An 18,100-nucleotide genomic window follows, 5' to 3' on the forward strand; every position below is an offset into this window, starting at 1 on the left:
CGCCCCCGGTCACGATCGCAGCCGCTCCCTGGGATGGCTCGCGCTCGCATGGATGGAGTACTTCGTTGTGCACGGCCCTGGCGACGTCCAGGGCGAGCCCGTGCGCCACGGTGACGAGTATTCAGGCTTCGTAGCCGACTGCTATGCGGTCGATGACGACGAAGGCCGGCTTCTCTACGACTCGGCCTTCTTCTCCCGCCCGAAGGGCTGTGACAAGTCCGGTCTTGGCGCCCGCATCGGCCTCTTCGAGGCTTTCGGCCCTGCCCGTTTCGACGGCTGGGCAGAGGGCGGGGAAGTTTACGAGGACCCGTGGGGACTCGGCTTCTCGTACGTCTACGAGCCTGGCGAGCCGATGGGCAAGCCGGTCAAGGTCCCATATCTCCGAATCATGGCGACGGAGGAAGGTCAGACCGGCAACGTCTTCGACACGATTTACTTCAACCTGACCGATGAGGCGTCACCTCTCAGTCAAGTTCCCGGCGTTGACGTCGGAATCACACGTATTAACCTCCCTGACGGCGGAGAAATCATGCCGTCGACCGCCTCTTCGTCGTCGAAGGATGGCGGTAAAGAAACGTGGGTTTGCTTTGACGAGACCCACCTTTACAACACGCCCGAGTTGCGGCGCATGTATTCGACCGTCACGCGCAACCTACGCAAGCGGAAGAAGAACGCGCAGACGTGGTATCTCGAAACCACGACAATGTTCGCGCCCGGGCAAGATTCCGTTGCAGAGAAGACCTACGAGGAAGCGGAAGCAATCCGCGAGGGTCGGAAGAAGCGCGGTCGCTCGCGCCTCATGTACGACCACCGTTACGGCGAGTGCAAGAACCTGAAGAACGAGCAGGAACTCCGCGCGGCCCTTTGCGACGCCTACGGCGACGCGATGGAGTGGATCGACCTTGACGCCCTGGTCGACGATTTTTATGACACGCGCAATGATAGCGCGGACGGTAGAAGATATTTCCTGAATTCCCGCACCGTCGCGTCGGATGCGTGGATGGATCCGGACGCGTGGGCGCTCTGCCGGAAGGCCGAGCTGCTCGCGGATGAGGACCTGGTCACGCTGGGCTTCGACGGCTCAATCCGCGACGATGCAACGGCACTTGTGGCCTGCCGCGTCTGGGACGGGCATCTCCAGGTGCTCGGCGTCTGGGAGAAGCCCGAAGGTCCCGAGGGCGAGGGCTGGCAGGTCCCGCGCGAAGAGGTGGACGCAGCCGTGGCCGGCGCGTTCCAGCGCTTCGAGGTCTGCGGCTTCTATTGCGACCCGCCGCACTGGCAGGACTACGTGGACCGGTGGACCGCGGATTTCGGCACTGACCTGAAGGTCCGCGCCACGCAGGCCCGGCCGTTGGAGTGGTGGACGAACCGTCCGACGGCGATGGAGGCCGCTCTCCAGCGCTTCCACGAAGCCGTGGAGGACAGTGGGTTGTCCTACGCCGCTGCGCTGAACACCGACGACACCGCGTCCGCTGACGGATTCCGTCTCGGCGCCACGCTCACGCGGCACGTGCTGAACGCTCGCCGCCGGCCGATGGGCCGCAACCACATGGGGATTGGCAAGGAACACGCGAAGAGCCCGAAAAAGATCGACGCGGCGATGTCCGCAGTCCTCGCTTACGAATGCCGTGCTGATGCTGTCGCACTCGGTGTGACGAAGCGAAAGAAGAAGTCCGGCCGGCTGGTCGCATTCTGAAAGGGGGCCTGATGGCCATCGACGCTAGTAAGCCACAGTCCCCGGGATGGTGGCTGGCCCGGCTCGGGAACCGCATCCTGGGCGAGCGGGAGGCACTGGACAAGCTCTGGAATTATGCCGTCGGCCGGCCTCCGCTGCCGACTGTCCCGGGCGTGGACCCGACTGAGGCGCACGAGTGGATGAAGCACGCGCGCACCAACTGGCTGGGCCTCGTCATCGACTCCACCACGGAGCGTTTGGGGGTCGACGGATTCCGCTTCGGTGCCGACGGCCAGAAAGCTGCGGATGCAGAGGCTAACCGCATCTGGCAGGAAAACCACTTGGACGCGGATTCCGATCTCGTCCATTACGGTGCCCTGGCTCAGCGCCGCGCCTTCGTGCTCGTGGAGAAGGGTCCCGACGGCCGTCCGGTGCTGACGCACGAGACGCCCCGCCAAGTTGCGGTCGAGTACGAGCAGGGGAGCCGGCGGAAGCTCGCGGCAGGGCTGAAGCTCTGGCGCGATGACTGGACTGGGCAGACAAAGGCTACGCTATGGCTGCCCCAGGGCGTCTACTACTTCGCGACAAAGCAGACTGAGCCGTCGTTCGTGCTGGCAGCCCGCGGTGCCGAGCTGCGGCAGTGGGACGCTGACACGCTACCGGGGACCGCGGACGGCACGGCAGCAAACCCGCTTGGCGTGGTGCCGCTCGTCGGGTTCACCAACCGGCGAAACCGGCGGCCGGACGGCTTCGCGGAGCATGAGGATCTGCTCGCGAATCAGGACCGGATCAACGCTAAGGGCATTCTGCTGATGGCTGCAATGCGCTACGGCGCATTCAAGCAGCGGACAGCCGCTGGCCTTGTTGTGGACGAAGACCCGCTGACCGGTAAGAAGATCACGCCGTTCCAGCTCGACATGAAGTCGCTGTGGACCACTGACGATCCGAACGTGAAGTTCGGTGAGTTCAGCTCTACTGACGTCGGTCCGTACATCCGCGCCATAGAAGCGGCGACGCAGGATCTCGCAGCCATCAGCCGGACCCCACCGCATTACCTGATCGGCGCCGTGGTCAACGTCTCGGGCGACGCACTGAAGGCGGCGGAGACCGGACTCGTGTCGAAGGTGCGGGACCGGCAGAGGAACTTCGGCGAGAGCTGGGAGCAGGTCATGCGTCTGGCCTTCCGCGCGCTTGGTGACGAGCAGCGGGCAGCCGCGTACGACGCGGAGACTGTGTGGCGCGACCCGGAGTCCCGGTCGCTCGCCGAACTCGCCGACGCTGCAGTCAAGTTGGACTCGGCCGGCGTCCCGTGGCGTGCCCGGATGGAGCGGCTGCAGTACACCCCGCCGGAGATCGACCGCATGGAGATCGACCGCGCGCAGGACGCACTCCTGCAGCCAGCCGCTCCAGAGGCTACGGCGACCCCCATTCGCCAGCCCGCCCCCACTGACCCGCGGGCGGTGATCGGGCGTGCCGCCGACGTCCCGCAGGCAGCCTGACCCGGCACCCGCGTACGACGCGGCAGTGAGGCGCACGTTCGCCAGCGTGGTCAACCGCCTCGCTCAGGAGTGGAGTTCGCTCGGTTCATGGCGCGGGGACGACGTCAAGGGATTTCAGCGCCGGGTACTCCCCGCCCTACTGGCGGGGGAGCGGCGGGTGGCCGCACTGACGACCACCTACCTGGAGGCGGAGTACCGGCGCCTCTTCGACGAGCCGTCCCGGGTCGCGTTCGACCTGGCCGAGGTCACGGGCTCCGCGGTGCGCAACGGCGTCGATCCTGTTGACGTCTACGAACGCCCCTTCAAAGAGGTGTGGACCGCACTCAGCAACGGTGAGCCGCTGGACGTCGCCACGGAGCGCGGCGCCAACCGGCTGGAGACGCTGGCGAAGACCGACCTGCAGCGCGCTCGCACCCTGACGGCTCAGGCCGTGATGGAGCAGCAGCCGCGGGTGACCTACTACGTGCGCGAGCTGCAGGGCGAGTACGACTGTGCGCTGTGTCTCGTGGCCTCGACTCAGCGGTACCGCAAGGCCGATCTACTACCGATCCACCCGGGCTGCGACTGCCGGCCGACGCCGGTTCGGGCTGACTTCGACCCCGGCCAGGTGATCGACGAAGCGCGCCTGGAGGCCATCCACAAGGCCGTGGAGGAGGCCCTCGGTACGAGCGCCCGGGACGCTCGCAGCGTCGACTACTCCAAGATCATCGTTCAGCACACCCACGGAGAGATCGGGCCGGTGCTCGGCTACAAGGGGCAGCGCTTCACCGGCCCCGAAGACCTCCGAATCCCGAAGTAACCGCCCGCCAGGGGCACCAACCACCCATCCCGACAGGGGAGTTACTGCCATGCGCCGACGCGCTCTCAACCGTTCTGCTGTTCACTCGCTGCTCAACTCCGCGCCCTGGACCCTCTTTGAGGACGACCCGACTGGGGGCGGAGGCGGCGGTAACCCGGTGGGGCCGAACGGCTTTCCGGAGAGTACCCCCGTCGCCGAGATGACCCACGAGCAGCAGGCGGCGTACTGGAAGCACCACGCCCGCCGCCACGAGCAGCGCGCGTCTCAGGCACCGACTGCTGAGCAGGTCGCGCAGTGGCAGGCCGACGCCGCCGAACTCGCCACCCGTAAGGCAGCCGAGCTGACTGAGACGCAGCGGCTCCAGGCCGAGAAGGACGCCGCCGAGCAGCGAGCTGCGCAGGCACAGGCCGACGCTGCAGCCGCCACCCGCCGGGCCCTGGTGCTGGAGGTGGCGGGCTCGAAGGGCCTGACCCCTGCGCAGGCCGAGCGGCTTCAGGGCAGCACCCGCGAGGAACTGGAGGCGGACGCGGACGCGCTCCGGGAGGCGTTCGGCGGCACTGGCCCGGCTCCATCTCCGCCGCTCTCGGGCGGCCAGCGGGGCGGGGATGTCGGCGGCTCCAGCGGCTCCCTCGCGGCAGGCGCTGACCTCTGGCGCGCCCGAAACCCGAAGAACTGACCCCGATCGACGGAGGATCGATGGACCTCACCCTCAAGACGGTGACCTTCAACCAGGATCAGCGGAACTGGCTCGGTAGCCAGCACGGCACCGACGCGCCGGTGTCGATCACCCTGGACGTCACGAAGTTCACTGCTGGCACCCACTACCCCGACGGCTTCCTGAAGAGCGGTCTTCCGCTCGGCAAGGTCACCGCGTCGGGCAAGTACGGACTGTACGACGACGCAGCCAGCGACGGCCGACAGACCTGCGTCGGCTTCCTGTTCACTGCCGTGGACGTCGTTTCGGAGCGCGGCGCGGTCGCTGCCTCGGTTGGCGGCTCCATGCTTCTGCACTGCTTCATCCGGGAGTCGAAGCTCCCCGTGACCATCGACGCTGCCGGGAAGACTGACCTCGGCGCCCGCGTCATCTTCGTCTGATCTGAGAGGGCGCGCTAGATGCAGCTCATCACCGAGTACGCCACCCCTGCCGAGCTGACCGGGTACGCCCGGGCCGCCCTGCGGGATCGAGTGGAAAACACCTTCGGTCTGGAGCGCTGGCTCCCGAACAGCACCGTGAACGACCTCAGCTACCGTTTCACCCGTGGTGGAGGCGGCCTGACCGAGGCGGCCGTCTACCGGGCGTACGACGCCGAGTCCGACATTGCGACCCGCGAGGGTGGCGCCCGGGTGAGCGGCGAACTGCCGCCCATCTCGCGGAAGATGCCGCTGGGCGAGTACGAGCGGATTCGCCGGCGCAACGTCGACACCCAGAAGGAAGAGTTGCGGAACGGGCTTCTCGCCGACTCCGTGAAGCTCGCCGACGCGATCAGCGCCCGCGTGGAGCTGGCCCGTGGTGCCGCGCTGTTCGGCGGTGCGGTGACTCTGGCGGAGAACGGCCTCCAGGCGACGGTCGACTTCGGCCGCAACGCCGCGCACAACGTCACTGCCGCCACTCTGTGGTCCGACGCCACCAACTCCAAGCCCCTGGACGACCTCCAGGCGTGGATGGACACCTACAACGACACGAACGGCACCCTGCCGGCGTACGTGATGATGTCCCGCCAGATCTACAACTACCTGCGGCGGTCCGCGCAGCTCACGAAGCTGTCGACCACGGGAGCGACCGCTCCGGGCGTGCTGACGAAGTCGGGCCTGGAGACTCTCCTCTCCGACTACGACGTCCCACCGATCGTGATCTACGACGCGAAGGTGTCCGTGAATGGCACCGCGACGCGCATCACCCCACAGGACAAGATCTGCTTCCTGCCTGAGCAGGGCGACGCGGCCGGCCGCACGCTGTGGGGTGTCCCGGTGGAGGCGGACGACTCCCGCTACGGCCTGGCCGGCTCCGAGGCAGGCATCGCGGTGGGCTCGTACAAGAGCGAGGACCCGCAGACCCTGTGGACCCGCGCGACTGCAATCGTCCTCCCGGTCGTCGCGGCCCCGGACCTGACCTTCCAGGCGGACGTGATCTGATGCCCGCTGCGCTGAACACTTACGTGCATGTGGTCGGTGAGGACGGCCGGGTCGTGGTGTTCGGCCCGGGTGACGCTGTGCCCAGCTGGGCGTACCCGCTGATCACCAACCCGAAGGCGTGGGCGAAGGAACCGGAGCTACCTGCGGAGCCCGCCCCGAAGCCGGCGGCGAAGAAGGCCGCCGCTCGCGCCCGAAAGGCGGTCGCTGATGGTGATCTTCAGTCAGGCTGAGCTAGCCACCTTCCTGCAGCAGCCCGTCAGCACCGACGCCTATGACCTGGCGCATGAGCTGACGGAGGACGCGATCTTGGGCGAGGTCGGTGACCGGCTGACCGACCCGCCCCAGCGCGGCGTGAAGGCGGTCGCCATCGCGGTAGCCGCGCGCTCGTTGACGAACCCGGCTGGCGTTCGGTCCGAGTCCGCCGGCTCCGTCGCGGTGACGTACCGGGACGCGCAGGCCGGCGGCGTGGAGCTGACGGCAGACGAACGGCGCCGGCTCCGACGTGCGGTCGGCCTGGTGAGCGGCGCCGGATCGATCGACATCGCGCCCGCGGAGACACCCGGACCGAACACCGTCTTTCGGAGGTCCCTGTGACGCTCCCAACCGTGGCGGTTGACGTGCTGCGGGCCGGGGTGCCCACGCGGGACCGCTATGGGAACGACGTCCCCGGAGTCGAGACGGTGACGTCCGTCGACGGCTGCCGCGTGCTGCCCCCGGGCGGCCAGATGGCAGCGTCGACCGAGGTCATCGCTGGCCGGAATTTGGTCACCGTCTCGGTGGTCCTCTTCGCGCCGGCAACGGCTGACATTCGCGCGACGGACCGCGTGCGGTATGCGGGCGAGACGTACGAGGTGGTCGGCGAGCCAGCCCGGTACCCCGGCCGGCTCGCGCATCTGGAGGTCCAACTCAAACGCTGGGAGGGATGATGAGCACCTACCGGGCACACTTCATGGGAACGCGGAAGCTGCTGCTCCACCCCGGCATGGCTGTGGCCGTAGTAGCGGCTGCCACCACCATGCAGCCCATCGCGGAGTCACTGTCCCCTGTCGGCGACGCTGAGGCGGACCCGCACCCCGGCCTGTACCGCGGAAGCTGGCGCGTGGCGACCGGTACCAAAAGTGTCCGCTACCGGGGGCGTCCGACGAAGCGCGTCTATGGTCGGCTGGAGAACACCGCCCGGTACGCGCGCGACGTCGAATACGGCTCGCGCCGAGTGCGACGCTACGCCGTAGCCCGGCGCACGGTGGACGCTGCGGTGAGCCGCAATGGCTGATCTGGTCGACGTGGAGGCGCTGCTTGCAGGGTGGGTGACCGACGTCATCGGCGCCCGCCCGTGCACCATGCTGCCCGCTGACCTGGCTGGAGCACTGCCCATCGTCCAGGTCGCTGCCATCGGTGGCCCGGCTGAGCGTTTCGCGCGCCGCCCACGGGTCGACCTGGACTGCTACGCCACGACGTACGAAGCGGCGCGGGAACTGGGGCTCCGCGTGGAGGACGCTGCGCTCCGCCTCCGCGGCCGACGCGGCGATGCCGTCGTGCAGTGGGCCCGTGTCGACTCCGGGCCTGCCTCACGACCCTACGAAAATCCGGGCGTGCACCGGGTCGGGCTGACGATCAGCCTGCGCGTGCGCCCCGCGTGAACCACACACACTCTTCGGCCCTGGAGTCCAGGGCCTTGCTGCTGTCCTGGAGGGCCCGTGGCCGACACCCGCAACGCCGATCTCACTTATGCCGCAGACGACTACATCGTCTATATCGCGGCAGCGAACACCGCCCCGCCAACCGGCATGGCTGACCCTGGCACCGGCTGGACCTGCCTCGGCTGGGTGACCACCGACGGCGGCGCGTTCAAGATGGAAGAGGAGAAGAAGGATCTCAAGGCGGCCGGCAGCCTTGAGCCGATCCGGACTCTGCGAACCGGATCGACGAAGACCATCGACGTCACGTTCGAGGAGGCCTTGAACCCATACGTCAGGGCCCTGTACGACAACGTTCCACTGTCGGACCTGGAGCCGGTCAGTGGCATCGCGGCGTACGACTTCCCAGACCGGCCGAACGACCTGAAGTACGCCTTCCTCTTCGACTCCACCGACGGTGACAAGCGCATGCGGCACTACGCCCCGAACGGCGCTGTCGACTCGCGCGGCGACGAGAAGGCCGGCACCGAGGACGCTGCGCAGGTGCAGATGACCATGAAGTTCTACAAGGGCGCGACTGCCCCTGCGCTCCGCCGGGTCATCGACTACGGCGGCGTGGACGTGAGCGGTTTCTTCGCCTGATGACCAGCGGGGCCCGTATCTGCGCGGGTCCGGGCCCCGCTTCAGCTCCACAACGACCCGCGCTAACAATCGACTTGAACAGGAGACCCGCGCGCATGACTGAGAAGACCCCCGCTGAGGTGCAGGAGATCGAGGCGATCGGCAGCGAGTACCTGCTAGCAATGCTGGACGGAACGGAGCTGCGCGTCCTCGCGCCTGGCCGGTGGCGGCCGTCTTTCCTCCGGGCACTTCGCTCCGGTGACTTCGACACCTGGGCGGCTCTGGCACTGCACCCGGACGACGTGGCGCGCTTCGTGGAGATCGACGCCACCTTCGACGAGCTGGCCACCTTCACCGCGGACGCCATGTCGGCGTCGGGGGAGGCCCCGGGAAAGTCTGGTGGGCGCTCGGCGTCCTCGAAGCGTACCCGGAAGAGCTAGAGGCAGACCTCGCCTGGCGGGGCATCGACCTGCTGGACGTCTACCGGGGCCAGCTGACGATGCGCCGGCTCCGGGTGCTGATCCAGAGTCTCCCGCCGGACAGTGCCACGAAAACAGCGCTCCGCAACGCGATGACGCCGGAGGAGCGTGCCCGGGCCGCCGACGAAGCACGGCCGGACCTCGCGCCGTGGACCGGCGCAGAGCTGCTGCTCGCCTCGATCCTCGACGCCGTCCGTCAGCTCACAGCCGTGTCCATAGCGGCAGCCGGCGGCAAGCCAACGCCCCCGGAGCCGACTCCGCGCCCCGGTATCCCGCCGAAGCGCGCGACCCGCAAGCGCCTCACGACCGAGCAGCGGCGGGCGCTTGACCCCCGCATGCGAGCGCCAGAGGAGGCGTAATGGCTACCGACATCGTGGCGACGGTAGGTGTCGACGTCGTCCCCGTCCTGGCGCAGTTCCACGAGAAGCTGAAAGCCGGCGTCATCCCCGCCGCAGATCGGGTTGGCGCCGACGCCGGCCGTGCACTCGGTGACCGGCTGGCGGAGGTGCTGCGCGAACGCGTGGCGGGGTCGCTGTCCAACGCGATTCAGACCGCGGGGACGAAGGCCAAGACCACTGCGTCCCGCGAAGGCGATCAGGTCGGCGGCGCGTTCGCCCGGTCGCTCAAGGCCAAGTTGGAGGCGGCGTTCCGCGCGATGCCGAAGCTCGACGTCAAGTTGAGCGACACCGGCACGGACGCCGAACTGGCCCGCCTACGCGCGAAGTTGGAGCAGCTTTCCGGCAAGCGCATCGGGATAGACGTCAGCGTGGCCGACGCGGCTGCGAAGGTGGGCGAGCTGGACGCGCAGCTCCGCCGGCTGGGCGCCAGCCACCCGAACCCCGCGGTGCGCATCGACACGGCAACGGCTCGCGCGGCGCTAGCCGAGATTCAGGCGGAGATCGCGGCAGTCAGCCGGCAGCCGTGGGAGATCGAGCTGCAGCCGGGCAGTTTCCGACGCAAGCTCATTGCACAGGTGGAGGCGGCGAAGGCCGCATTGCCGGTGATCGACGTCACCGCGAACACCACGGAAGCGTCGGCACAACTCGACTCGCTACGTCGTGAGTTGGCACGCATACCCGAGCGACTGGAGACGGAAGCCGGCTTCGACGACGCGCGGGCGCTGGCGCGAATCGCCGAGCTGCGCGCGAAGTTGGAAGAACTGAACGCACGAGGCGTCTCGATCGACGTACGTGCGGACGCGGCATCGGCAGCTGCGGAGCTGGCAGCTGTGGAGGCAGCCGCCAAGGCGCTGGACCGCGAGCGTGTCAATCTGAAGGTCGACGTCAGCGAGGCGTCGTCCGCGGTGCTCATGCTCGGCATCCAGATTGCCGCCCTCGCTGCCATCCCCGCAATTCCGATCCTTGCCGCGGGAGTTGGCGGCGTTGCGGCAGCGTTTGTCGCCGCCTCCGCCGGCGCCGGTGCTCTTGGCCTGGCTGCGATCCCCGCAGTGCGCGGCGTGGCGACTGCACTTCAGGCGCAGACGGCCGCACAGGACCAGTCCACGCACGCAACCACGGCCGGTGCGAATGCTGCCGTGACCGCGCAGCAGCGCGCGCTGTCGCTGGCCGGCGCTGAGGCGTCGCTTGCGTCTGCTCGCCGGAACGCGTCGCGTCAGGTGGAAGCCGCAAGCAGGTCCCTGGTCGACGCACAGCGCGCGGAGGTGCAGGCACAGGATGACCTGACGGCCGCGCGCCGTACCGCAGAGCAGCAGCTCGCAGCGTACGAAGACCGGCTGCGTGATGGGGCGCTGTCCGAACAGGACGCGCAACTCCGCGTGCTGGAGACGCAGCAGGCGCTACAGGCCGCTTACGCCACCGGGTCGACGGCGACCGAGCTGCAGCGTCGTCGCGCACAGCTCGACTACGACCGCGCAGTTCAGGGGGCGAAGGAAGCGTCGCAGGCGCAGCGCGACCTGACGGCGGGGGCAAAGGCCGCGCGGGACGCCGGTGTTGAAGGCTCGACCGTCGTGCGCCAGGCGCAGGACAAGTTGATGCAGTCGCAGCAGAAGACCGCGGACGCCGCGAAGGCTGTTGCGGAGGCGCAGACGTCCGCAGCGGAGTCGATTGCGTCTGCACAGCGCGGACTGCGGCAGGCGATGCTGTCGACGGAGAAGAGCACGGCGAGCGCCGCGACGGCTGCGGACAAGTACGAGGCCGCGCTTGCGAAGTTGAGCCCGCCGGCCCGCGCGCTGTTCGACGCGATTGCGGGACCGAGCGGCCTGAAGCGGGCGTTCACCGACTGGTCGACGTCGCTGCAGCCACAGGTACTCCCCCTCTTCGTCCGCGGCATCAACGCGGCGAAGGGCTCGCTTCCCGGGTTCACGCCGCTGGTACTGGACGCCGCCGACGCTGTCGGGACGCTCTTCGACAAGGCGGGCCGCGAGCTGAAGACGCCGTTCTGGAGGCAGTTCAAGGCGGACATCGACGCTTCCGCCGGCCCAGCTCTGCTCGGGCTGGGCGTCACCTTCGGCAACGTGCTGAAGGGGATGGCTGGCGTCGTGGACGCCTTCCTCCCGCACATGGCCGGCATCTCGGCCACCATGGAGCGGATCACCGGCCGTTTCGCCAACTGGGGAAGCGGGCTCCGTGGCTCGCCCGAGTTCGAACACTTCCTGGACTACGCGGAGCGGAGCGGGCCGCAGCTCGCATCGACGTTCGGCAAGATCGCTGACGCGGTGCTCGACATCGGCCAGGCACTCTCGCCCCTCTCGGGGCCAGTCCTGGAGCTGGTCGGACTCGCAGCCGACGGGATCTCCTGGATTGCCGAGCACGCGCCGGAAGCCGTGATTGCCATCTACGCCATGGCGCTCGCCTTCAACACCGCGAAGATCGCACTGGTGGCGTACAACTTCGTCATCGGAATCTATCAGGCGATCGTGGCCATTGCGACAGCCGAGACCATCTCGTGGGACGTCGCAATTCAGGCGACGGGTATCGTCCCGCTGATTGAAATTATTGTCGTAGCCATCATCGCGTTGGTGGCTGCGGTGATCTACGCCTACAACCACTGGAACTGGTTCCACGTCGCGGTGGTGGCCACCTGGGACGCGATCAAGACTGCCGCGCTTTTCGTCTGGAACTACGCGCTCAAGCCGACGTTCGATGCCATCTGGATTGGTCTCCAGTACATTGGCAAGGCTGCGATGTGGCTTTGGGAAAATGCCCTCGGCCCGGCGTTCGAGTTCATCTGGCTGGCGGCTCGGGTTCTGTTTGCCATTCTCGTCGTGGCTGTCCTGACCCCGATTTGGATCGGAATTCAGGCGCTCGGCGAAATCGCCATGTGGCTGTGGACGAACCGGATTCAGCCCGCGTTCTCGGCCATCGGTGACGCTGGTGTCTGGCTCTGGAACAACGCCCTGAAGCCCGCGTTCGATTTCATGGTGGACGCTTTCAAGGGGCTGATGGTGATCGCGGCCCTTCTGTGGGAATACGCGATCAAGCCGGCGTTCAACCAGATCGGTGACAAGGCCGGTTGGCTGTGGGACAAGGCGCTCAAGCCGGCATTCGAGCGGACGAAGGATGCCCTGACGCCACTCGCCGACGCATTCCGTCTGGCGAAGGACCTGATCGCAGAGGCGTGGGGGCAGCTCTACGACATCACGAAGAAGCCCGTCAACTTCCTGATCGAATGGGTCTACACCAAGGGCATCAAGAGCGTCTGGGACAGGGTCGCCGATTTCGTCGACCTGCCGCACCTCCCTGACGGGCCGAAGCTGCTCGCTGCCGGCGGTACCATCGGCGCCGGCTGGGGTCCTGCGGTCCCGATGGTGACGAACCGTCCGACGGCCATCGTCGGCGAGGGCAACCCGGCCTACCCGGAGTACGTCATCCCGACGGATCCTCGGTATCGCAGCCGCGCCATTGCGCTGCACGCGGCGGCAGGCAGCCAGCTCCTCGCATCCGGTGGAATCATCGGCGACGTCTGGAGCGGAATCACCGGTGCCGCAGGCGCAGCGTGGAGCGCAGCAAAGGACGGCGCGGAAATGCTGAAGAACCCCGGTGCTGCGTGGGAAAAGCTGACGAAGCCGATCCGCGACATGATCGCCAAGATCGGCGAATCGCAGATGGCCAAGACCGTGGCCGGAATTCCGGTGAAGGCCGTGTCGGGGCTGAAGGACAAACTCCTCAGCGTCGTCGGACTCGGCGGTGGAAGCGGGTCAGGAAACGGCGGGGCTGGAGTCCAGCAGTGGGCGCCGGCCGTCCGCCAGGCGCTAGCGATGCTCGGGCAGCCGGAATCTTGGATGGACACCGTCCTTCGACGGATGAACCAGGAATCTGGCGGCAACCCGACGGTAGTCAACACGTGGGATTCGAACTGGGCGGCGGGAACCCCGTCCGTCGGCCTCATGCAGGTCATCGGTCCGACGTTCCGAGCATACGCCGACGCATTCCGGAACACGGGCCCATTCCTCTACGGGACGTCCACGGATCCTCTGGCAAACATCTTCGCCGGTCTGAATTACGCGCTACACACGTACGGCTCCCTGTCCGCCCTGAACCGCCCCGGCGGATACGACGCGGGCGGCTACCTGCCGACGGGCACGAGTCTCGTCTACAACCACACCGGGAAACCGGAACCGGTTTTCACGACCGGTCAGTGGGACGCAATCCAGCGCGCAGGGACGACGGGCGGCGGGGACGTTGCAGAAATTCACGTCTATGTCGGTGACCGTGAAATCACGGACATTGTCCGAACCGAAGTGCGGTACGCCGAAACGGCGACTGCACGTGACCTTCTAGCGGGAGTGAAGTAGTGGCAGACGACGAACCGACCACGCCCGACCCAACTCCGGACCCCACGCCCGAGCCCCCACCGGAGCCGCCGATCTACGTCAGCACTCCGGTGGAGGTGGTCGACGACCCGCTGAACCACCCTCAGGACCCGGGCCGCGGAGGTGGTGACGGCGGGTGAGCGTCAGCACTAACCTGCTGAGCGCCAACACGTCGGAGATTGAGACCGACACGAGCGGGTGGACTGCGGGAGCGAACACCACGCTTTCGCAGTCCACCCGCTTTTTCACTGGCGCCAAGTCTCTGCTGATGACGCGGACGACGTCCTCCGGTGCTGCGTCCGCGACGACCGCAACTCGCGTGGCAGTGACGGCCGGCATGGTGTACACCGCGTACGCCTACGCCGCGCTGATCGTCGCAGCTGCCGGCAGGACGTTCACGGTACAGGTGGACTGGTGGGCGGCGTCATCCGGCGGGACCGCGATCTCCTCCTCGGTGTCTGCAGCGGCGACCCTGGCGAACGCGACGTCGTGGAACACGCCGCCGCCGATCCTGATCGCTACCGCCCCCGCGGGTGCGACGTACGCCAGCGTCACCGTCACCGTCTCCGGCATGACGACGTCGGAACAGGTAGCGGTCGACTCGATCGCACTCGGGCCGCCGAACCAGCTACCGGGCCTGCTCGACTACAACACGCAGGGCTGCGAGGTCAGCACCGCAGGGTGGGCCGTCGCAGGCAACTGCTCTGCGAGTCGCGTCAGTTCGACGTCTTTTGAAGGTTGGTACTCGCTGGCGACGACCTCCCTCGCTGCCGGCGACATGATCAACCGCGTGGCAACGTTCTACCCCGCGGCGGCGTCCACGGAGTACCTCGGGTACCTGTGGGTCAGCGCTCCGGTCAGCGGCGCCGTCCTGCTGGAGCTGCGATGGTACGACGCCGGCGGTGGCTTCGTGGCGGCCAGTCAGGCCAACTGGAGCGTCCCGGCGAGCACGTGGACGCGGGTCTCCGTCATCGGCACCACGCCGCCCGGTGCCACGCAGGTCCGGTTGTCGTTCCAGCCGACTGCCACGGCAGCCGGGCAGACGTGGCTGACGGATCAGGCCGCGCTCATGGTCGCGCCGAACGAGGCCGGGAACCTGCTCGGGTACGGTGTGTACGGTGCGGAGGTCAGTACAGCCGGGTGGTCGGCAACGGGTGGGACGCTGAACCGCTCAACTGCCGTGGCGCTGGAGGGAATTGCCTCTCTCGCGCTGACGTGCACGGGTGGGGTCGACGCTGTACTGACGTCGGCAACAGCCATCCCGGTCACGGCCGGAACCGCGTATGTCTACCGGCCCGCGGTGCGTCCGCCTACCGACACCGCCACGTACACGGTGCGGCTCGACTGGTTGGACGCAGGCGGGCAGGTGCTCCGGCAGACCTCGGCAAGCTGGGCGTTTGGTGCCGGGGCGTCGTCGTCCTGGAGCTACAGCTACACCGCGGACGTGGCGCCTGTGGGTGCTGTCTCCGTCCGGCCGTACCTGATTCGGTCCGGTCCGGCGGCGGGGGAGACGTGGTACCTCGACCGCCAGGTGGTCGGGCCCGGCGGTCTGACGGCGCAGGTGATCCCGTTGGCTGGCCAGTACGGCGCGCGGATCACCGTCACGGGGCTGACCACCGGCGCGCGGACTCGGTGGGGGCTCTGGCGAACAGCATCCGACGGCTCTCAGACACCGGTCCGTGGGTACGGCGGCGACCTGACGTCCACTGTCATCACGGGTGACATCGCGGTGCAGGACGACTACGAATCGCCGCTAGGTGTCCCCGTCAGCTACTACGTCAAGTCCTGGACGACGGGACCTGATTGGATCTCCTACACCACGGACTCGGTGACGCTGCCGTACCCGGATGACCTTCGGGTGATCGTCAAGGACCCGGCGATGCCGGCCCGATCGCGCCTCTTCGTCGTAACGACGCCGCCGAACTGGCAGCGAGCTGCCCGGCAGGGCTCGTACACCGTGCGTCGGCGTCACCGGCCAGTGATCATCACGGACGTACGATCTGCGCGCACCGGATCTCTCGTTGTCACCACCGAGACGCTGGATGAGCGGGACGCGTTGACGTGGCTGGTCGACACCGGCAATACCTTGCTTCTGCAGTGGCCGGCCGGTTGGGGCGAGCAAGACGTGTACGTGCAGGTAGGGGACGTGGAGGAATCCCGTCCCAGTGACTACGCGGGCCAGGCGGACCGCGTGTGGACACTCGCGCTGACCGAGGTGGATCGCCCGGTGGGCGCACTCATCGGCTCGGCCACGCGATCGTGGCAGACCGTGTTGTCCGGCTACGCGACATGGGCGGACGTCTTCGCACGGTACGGCTCGTGGCTGGGTGTGCTGACCGGAGTGGAGGGGACCTGATGTACGCAGTGAGCCCACGGTTCCTCGCCGCCCTAGCGACGTCCCATCAGATCCGCGTCCAGGTCGACGCCTACTACGCCGGCGCGCTCGTCGCGGCGGACCTGCCCATCTCGGGCGGGTCCGTCGCGGTGGACCGCGGGAGCAAAGTGAGGCGGAAGCTCTCGCTGACGCTCCCCGACCCGGCCTACCTGCCGTGGAGCGCCACTGACACGCTCGGACCGTACGGGCAGACGCTCGTGGTGTCGCGCGGGATCCAGTTCCCGGACGGTGCGGTGGAGATGTGCCCGCTCGGTACATTCCGAGTGGACGAGCCGAGCGGCGACGTCGACATGGGGCCCGTGACGGTGACCGGTCAGTCCGGCGAGGCTGTCATCCAAGACGACGTATTTTCGGTGCCGACGTCAACTGCCGGTCTGGGCACCTGTGTTGCGGCAATCACGACCCTGATCCAGGCAACCGTGCCGACCGCAACCGTCGTCAACCTGACGGCCGGCTCGCGGAACCCGGCCTGTCCGACCGTGGTGTGGGACGCCGGCGCGGACCGTTGGGACGCAGTGCTTCAGCTCGGCACTGCCATGCAGGCGGACGTCTACTGCGACGTGCTCGGCCGGTACGTCATCGCCGACGTGCCGGACATCTCAACTGCCGTGCCGGTGTGGGACGTTGCGGACGGAGCGTCGGGCAACCTGGTCTCCGCAGCCCGCAAGGTCTCCCGATCCGGCGTGTACAACGCGGTGCAGGTGACGTCCGAGAACTCGTCGGCCGGCACCGTGTTCAGCGCCACCGCCACCGACACCAACCCGACGTCACCGACCCGGTGGGGTGGGCCGTTCGGCAAGGTCACGCGACGGTACTCGTCCGGGCTGCTGACGTCGAACGCGGCGTGCCTCGCAGCCGCCACGGCGATGCTCAGGGACGCAATCGCGCCCAACGTCGAAACGTCGCTAGCCACCCTGCCAAATCCGGCGCTGGAGGCAGGCGACTGTATCCGCGCGACGTACGCCGGCGGACGCAAAGACCTCTTCATCGTGCAGGCCTTCACTGTCCCGCTGGATGTCAGCGGGGAATTCCCGCTCACCCTTCGTGGCAACAAACAGGATACGAGCTGATGACCTCCGTCCTTGCACAGGCAATCGCAGCCGCCATTGCCGAGAGCCCGCGCGGTGGGTGGCAAATGGCCACTGTGTCCGCGACCGGAACCGGAACAGTCGACATTACGACTACCGCCGGAACGGTGGCTGGCGTGCGACGGCTCAAAAGCTACACCCCGACGGTCGGAGAGACCGTTCTCGTCCTCACAAGCGCGGCCGGTAACTGGATTGTCGTCGGCGCTCTCGCCTAACTGACGGCCCCTTAGGGGCGGAGGTGGATTTTGCCCGGAAGTGACAGCCTTCAGCAGGGCGTGCCCTACCCGAAACTGTCGGATGCACCGAATATCGAGTCGGCAATGTCGGCGCTGGTAGCGGCAGTCGCGCCGAGGCTCAACATGATCTTTGCCAGTGCGTCAGCCCGCAACGCGGCCGTCACTGCTCCCGTCGCAGGGATGCGCTGCTGGCTGATCGCAGAGGCGCGCATGGAGGTCTACGACGGCACGGCCTGGCGCCGGTACATCACCTGGAGCGCCGGCGGCACGCCGCAGATCGACGCCCTGACGATTACCGGCGTGGGAGCGACCCTGCACGCGCGACGGGATGGTGACTCCACGCCGCGGACGTCCACCGCGATGGTGGACGACTCGGTTCTGACGGTGCCGGTGGTTGCGAACGCCGTCTACGAGGTGAGTGCCGTGCTGGTCTTCAGCGGCCCTGCAGGCGGGGACTTTCAGGAGCAGCTCTCAGTACCGTCGGGCGCCGGCTACCGACTGAGCATGCGTGGGCAGGACCGTAACGCCAGCGCCACCGTCGGTACAGTCATCACTGACGTGCAGTCAGCAGCGCAGACGTGGGGCACCATCGGCACGCAGCCGATGACCTGCAGCATCTCCGGCATCCTCCGGACCGGAGCGAGCGCCGGCAGCGTCACCCTCCAGTGGGGACAGGGAGCCAGCACCTCGCCGGGCACCGTCCTGGAGCGCGACTCCTTCATCACACTCGTACGCCGCGCGTAGCACCTGATCAGCACCGCAGCCCC

At 67.7% G+C, this 18,100-nt stretch carries 17 protein-coding genes; all 17 read left to right on the plus strand.

Going from position 1 to position 18,100, the window contains the following annotated elements:
• Positions 1-52 precede the first annotated feature (52 nt).
• The 17 genes from ACFV1L_RS10210 (at position 53) to ACFV1L_RS10290 (ending at position 18,077) form a co-directional block, all read left to right on the plus strand.
• Positions 53-1,696, plus strand: a complete 1,644-nt coding sequence (locus tag ACFV1L_RS10210; protein ID WP_380364716.1) for a terminase — start codon at positions 53-55, stop codon at positions 1,694-1,696.
• Between the two features lie 11 nt (positions 1,697-1,707).
• On the plus strand, positions 1,708-3,174 hold the full coding sequence (locus ACFV1L_RS10215) for a phage portal protein (RefSeq protein WP_380364718.1): 1,467 nt from the start codon (positions 1,708-1,710) through the stop codon (positions 3,172-3,174).
• A 25-nt stretch (positions 3,175-3,199) separates the two neighbouring features.
• Positions 3,200-3,973: a hypothetical protein gene (locus ACFV1L_RS10220; RefSeq protein ID WP_380364720.1), complete on the plus strand. Its 774-nt coding sequence runs from the start codon at positions 3,200-3,202 to the stop codon at positions 3,971-3,973.
• A gap of 199 nt (positions 3,974-4,172) precedes the next feature.
• Complete coding sequence (locus ACFV1L_RS10225) at positions 4,173-4,649, plus strand: hypothetical protein (protein WP_380364722.1); 477 nt, start codon at positions 4,173-4,175, stop codon at positions 4,647-4,649.
• A 20-nt stretch (positions 4,650-4,669) separates the two neighbouring features.
• Positions 4,670-5,068: a head decoration protein gene (locus tag ACFV1L_RS10230; RefSeq protein ID WP_380364724.1), complete on the plus strand. Its 399-nt coding sequence runs from the start codon at positions 4,670-4,672 to the stop codon at positions 5,066-5,068.
• 18 nt (positions 5,069-5,086) lie between these two features.
• Positions 5,087-6,106 (plus strand): major capsid protein, encoded by a 1,020-nt coding sequence (locus ACFV1L_RS10235; RefSeq protein ID WP_380364726.1) that lies wholly within the window; start codon positions 5,087-5,089, stop codon positions 6,104-6,106.
• Positions 6,106-6,336 (plus strand): hypothetical protein, encoded by a 231-nt coding sequence (locus ACFV1L_RS10240; protein WP_380364727.1) that lies wholly within the window; start codon positions 6,106-6,108, stop codon positions 6,334-6,336. The genes ACFV1L_RS10235 and ACFV1L_RS10240 overlap by 1 nt, the downstream gene beginning before the upstream one ends.
• Complete coding sequence (locus ACFV1L_RS10245) at positions 6,314-6,700, plus strand: hypothetical protein (protein WP_380364729.1); 387 nt, start codon at positions 6,314-6,316, stop codon at positions 6,698-6,700. The genes ACFV1L_RS10240 and ACFV1L_RS10245 overlap by 23 nt, the downstream gene beginning before the upstream one ends.
• 11 nt (positions 6,701-6,711) lie before the next feature.
• Positions 6,712-7,032: a head-tail adaptor protein gene (locus ACFV1L_RS10250; protein ID WP_380364730.1), complete on the plus strand. Its 321-nt coding sequence runs from the start codon at positions 6,712-6,714 to the stop codon at positions 7,030-7,032.
• Positions 7,029-7,379: a hypothetical protein gene (locus ACFV1L_RS10255; protein ID WP_380364732.1), complete on the plus strand. Its 351-nt coding sequence runs from the start codon at positions 7,029-7,031 to the stop codon at positions 7,377-7,379. Before ACFV1L_RS10250 ends, ACFV1L_RS10255 begins: the two co-directional genes overlap by 4 nt.
• A complete protein-coding gene (locus ACFV1L_RS10260) occupies positions 7,372-7,746 on the plus strand; it encodes a hypothetical protein (protein WP_380364734.1) in 375 nt (124 codons plus the stop codon). Before ACFV1L_RS10255 ends, ACFV1L_RS10260 begins: the two co-directional genes overlap by 8 nt.
• A gap of 57 nt (positions 7,747-7,803) precedes the next feature.
• Positions 7,804-8,385, plus strand: coding sequence for a phage tail protein (locus tag ACFV1L_RS10265; protein WP_380364735.1), 582 nt, complete (start codon positions 7,804-7,806; stop codon positions 8,383-8,385).
• Positions 8,386-8,480: 95 nt separating this feature from the next.
• Complete coding sequence (locus ACFV1L_RS10270; protein WP_380364738.1) at positions 8,481-8,804, plus strand: hypothetical protein; 324 nt, start codon at positions 8,481-8,483, stop codon at positions 8,802-8,804.
• Between the two features lie 397 nt (positions 8,805-9,201).
• Positions 9,202-13,596, plus strand: a complete 4,395-nt coding sequence (locus ACFV1L_RS10275; protein ID WP_380364740.1) for a transglycosylase SLT domain-containing protein — start codon at positions 9,202-9,204, stop codon at positions 13,594-13,596.
• Positions 13,597-13,750: 154 nt separating this feature from the next.
• A complete protein-coding gene (locus tag ACFV1L_RS10280; RefSeq protein ID WP_380364742.1) occupies positions 13,751-15,970 on the plus strand; it encodes a hypothetical protein in 2,220 nt (739 codons plus the stop codon).
• The gene (locus ACFV1L_RS10285) at positions 15,970-17,079 is read left to right on the plus strand and encodes a DUF5047 domain-containing protein (RefSeq protein WP_380364744.1); all 1,110 of its coding nucleotides are present in this window, start codon (positions 15,970-15,972) and stop codon (positions 17,077-17,079) included. Before ACFV1L_RS10280 ends, ACFV1L_RS10285 begins: the two co-directional genes overlap by 1 nt.
• Before the next feature lie 293 nt (positions 17,080-17,372).
• Positions 17,373-18,077 (plus strand): hypothetical protein, encoded by a 705-nt coding sequence (locus tag ACFV1L_RS10290; protein ID WP_380364746.1) that lies wholly within the window; start codon positions 17,373-17,375, stop codon positions 18,075-18,077.
• The last annotated feature ends 23 nt before the right edge of the window (positions 18,078-18,100 follow it).

The organism is Kitasatospora sp. NPDC059646, from assembly GCF_042734615.1.
Classification (GTDB): Bacteria; Actinomycetota; Actinomycetes; order Streptomycetales; family Streptomycetaceae; genus Kitasatospora.